3 protein-coding genes are annotated in these 3,466 nt (G+C 67.0%); 2 read left to right on the top strand and 1 reads right to left on the bottom strand.

Annotated elements, in window-relative coordinates; translation table 11 throughout:
* Positions 1-902 (bottom strand): cytochrome c oxidase subunit II (gene coxB / locus Q8N10_RS10340; RefSeq protein ID WP_305663914.1); only part of this gene is annotated, 902 nt, incomplete at its 3' end.
* A gap of 359 nt (positions 903-1,261) precedes the next feature.
* Between coxB and tldD the strand changes: the two genes are divergently transcribed.
* Together tldD and Q8N10_RS10350 are read left to right on the top strand one after the other, a co-directional pair.
* Positions 1,262-2,704: a metalloprotease TldD gene (gene tldD / locus Q8N10_RS10345; protein WP_304777517.1), complete on the top strand. Its 1,443-nt coding sequence runs from the start codon at positions 1,262-1,264 to the stop codon at positions 2,702-2,704.
* A gap of 201 nt (positions 2,705-2,905) precedes the next feature.
* Positions 2,906-3,268 carry an argininosuccinate lyase gene (locus Q8N10_RS10350; RefSeq protein WP_304777519.1) on the top strand — a complete coding sequence of 121 codons (363 nt, stop codon included), beginning with the start codon at positions 2,906-2,908 and terminating at the stop codon, positions 3,266-3,268.
* Positions 3,269-3,466: the final 198 nt, after the last annotated feature.

Raw genomic sequence — 3,466 nt, forward strand, 5'->3', positions numbered from 1 at the left:
TTGTTGGGCGAGACAGGCGCCGGCGTGGTGGCCGAGACCGGAACCGCGGCGTCGCCGGCGGCCGGAGCCGCGGGCGCGGCGCCGACGGGCGAGCCGCCCTTGCTGGCGACCCAGGCGTCGAAGTCGGCCTGGCTCAGCACGTGGACCTCGATCGGCATGAAGGCGTGATCGACGCCGCACAGCTCGCGGCACTGGCCGTAATAGACGCCCGGACGATCAGCCTTGAACCAGGTCTCGTTGACCCGGCCCGGGACGGCGTCGGAAATCACCCCGAAAGAGGGGACGGCGAAGGCGTGGATCACGTCGGCGCCGGTGACCAGCACGCGAACGACCTGGTTGACCGGAACCACCAGGGGCTCGGTCGCCGCCAGGAGGTAGGGGACCTTCTTGGCCTTGGCCTCGTCCTCGGGAAGGATGTTGGAGACGAACTCACCGATCTTCTGGTCGGGATACTCGTAGCCCCAGTACCACTGATACCCCGTGGCCTTCACGGTCATGTAGGGCTTGGGCATGTCGTGGTAGGCGAACAGCAGCTTGAAGGAGAAGATCGAGATCCCCATCAGGATCAGCACCGGGACCACGGTCCAGATGATCTCGATCGGCGTGTTGTGGCTCCACTTGGCCGGGACCGGGTTGGAGCGCTTGTTGAAGCGGACCACGACCCAGATCAGCAGGCCCAGCACGAACAGGCAGATGGCCGTGATGATCGGCAGCAGAATGATGTCGTGGAAGAATATGGCGTCGGCCCGCAGAGGGGTGACCCCCGCCTGCAGATTCATGCCGCCGGGCGTGGGCTGGCCCACGAGCTCCTCGGCCAGGGCCGAGAGGCCCCAGAACGCTGTCATCGCGCCCGCTGCGGCCCCGGCCGCCAGCGCTCGCATCCCTTGAAACCTTGACTTCATGTCCCCTCGGTCTGCTTGGCCGGCGGCGTCTCGTCGAAACGATCGCCCCCGCCGCCGTCATAGAGGTTCGCGCCCCGCAAACTCACGAGGCCCGGCCCTTCAGCGGGGTGCATACGCGCTCACTGACGCCTTGCCAAGGCGGTAGAGCCGCCTATGGCGCGAGCATGGCGCGGCGGGGCGGAATCTTCGGTGGGCCAAGGCGCTTCGGACGATGTGACGCACGCCCCTCCGACCCGTGATCGCTGAACGGGCGACGCCCCCTTCGAAGTGCCGGAAAGGCGTGGTGGCGCGCGGTTTGGGGTGACGGACCGGCCTTGAGCCCCTATCTCTTGAGCCAAGTCAGTCAAGGCATAGCGCTCATGAACGCCCATTCCCCCGCCCCCTCTATCCTGGACTCCGCCGGCGTCTCTCCGGAGCGAGCCCGCGAAATCCTGGGGGACGCGCTGCAGGGCGCCGACGACGGCGAGCTGTTCGTCGAGCGCTCCGAGAGCGAATCGTTCCTGTTCGACGACGGTCGTCTGAAGTCGGCGGCCTATGATTCCTCCGAGGGCTTCGGCCTGCGGGTGGTGGCGGGCGAGACCGCCGGCTACTCCCACTCCAGCGAGATCTCCGAGGCCTCCATTCGCCGGGCCGCGGCCTCGGCCTCCCTGGCCAAGCGCGGTTATGACGGCGTCTCAGGTTCTGATGAGGCGCCGCGCGCCACCAACACCAAGCTCTATGGCGAGGACGATCCCACCGCCTCGCCGGCCTTCTCCGAGAAGGTCGCCCTGCTGCAGGAGATCGACGCCTGGTGCCGGGCCCGCGATCCCCGGGTCGTCCAGGTCATGGCCTCGATGTCCGGCGAGCGCCGCACGGTGGAGATCCTGCGCGCCGACGGCCGGCTGATCCGTGACGTGCGGCCGCTGTCGCGCATCAATGTCCAGGTGACCGTCGAGAAGGACGGCCGCCGCGAAAACGGCTTCACGGGCGCCGGTGGCCGCGCCGGCTTCGAGAACTGGATCAGCGCCGCCAACTGGCAGGAGCAGGCTGAGGAGGCGCTGCGCCAGGCCCTGATGAACCTGGACGCCGTTCCCTGCCCGGCCGGCGAGATGGACGTGGTGCTGGGCGCCGGCTGGAACGGCATCCTGCTGCACGAGGCCGTCGGCCACGGCCTGGAGGGCGACTTCAACCGCAAGGGCACCTCGGCCTTCGCCGGCCGCATCGGCGAGCAGGTGGCCGCCCGGGGCGTCACCGTCTTCGACGACGGCTCCCTGCCCGGCCGCCGCGGCTCCCTCACGGTCGACGACGAGGGCACCCCCACCGAACGCACCGTCCTGATCGAGGACGGGATCCTGGTGGGCTACATGCACGACCGCATGAGCGCCCGCCTCATGGGCATGAAGGCCGGCGGCAACGGCCGTCGCCAGTCCTACGCCCACATGCCCATGCCCCGGATGACCAACACCGGCATGGACAACGGGACCACCAACACCCCGCGCTCGGAAATGATCGAGGCCACCAAGCGCGGCCTCTACTGCGCCAACTTCGGCGGCGGCCAGGTGGACATCACCAACGGCAAGTTCGTCTTCCAGTGCACCGAGGCCTACCTGATCGAGGACGGCAAGATCACCAGTCCGGTGAAGGGCGCCACCCTGATCGGCGACGGCCCCTCGGCGCTCACCCGCATCACCATGATCGGCAACGACTTCGACTTCGACCCCGGCGTCGGCGTCTGCGGCAAGTCGGGACAGAGCGTCCCGGTGGGGGTCGGCCAGCCGTCGCTGAAGATCACCGGCCTGACCGTCGGCGGGACCAGCGTCTAGGGCGTGTGTACTCATAAAATTCGGCGAGGTCCGTGACGCGGGATGGCTCGGCGTCACCGCGCACAGCTAGCAAAGCTTGTTTTAGGTCCCCAGAGGGCATTGCGAGCCAGAAAGGTGAAGCTTGCTTGCAAACCCTGAGGCGGCGTTGCACAGACCGCCCGGTCTGCCGCGTTCCTCGGCCGACCTATGGGGGAAGATCACATGATGAGGAAGTTGCTCGCTGCCGCGGGAGTGATGCTCGCGCTCGCCGCTTTCCCTGCGGTCGCCGGGGATCAAGATTTCACGTTGAAGAACCAGACCGGCTACACGATCGAACAGGTCTACGTCGCCGCCAGCAAAAGCAATGATTGGGAAGAGGACGTCATGGGCGACGACGTCCTGAAGACCGGCGCCAGCGTCGACATCACTTTCGACGCTGCGGAGAACGTCTGCCGCTTCGACATAAGGGTGGTCTACGACGACAAGGAAGAGGCTATCTGGTCAAACCTCGACCTGTGCGCAATCTCAGCGGTCACTGTTCGCTACAATCGTAGTACGGGAGCGACGTCGGCCGTCACCGAGTAACGGAAGATCGTCGGGCGGTCCGGATGCTTTCACCTGGCCGCCCGGGCAGCGTCGGTGACGTCCGCTCCCCATCTGTGGACGCCCCCTTCAGCGCAAGAGCGGATTTGAGAGCTTCTGGTCGCTTGGTCGGATGCTGCCATCTGTCCGGCCTGTTGACGCACCCTTGACGGCGCTGGCCTGTATGGGAGTTCGCGGATC

It is taken from the genome of Phenylobacterium sp., from assembly GCF_030693625.1.
Lineage (GTDB): Bacteria > Pseudomonadota > Alphaproteobacteria > Caulobacterales > Caulobacteraceae > Phenylobacterium > Phenylobacterium ferrooxidans.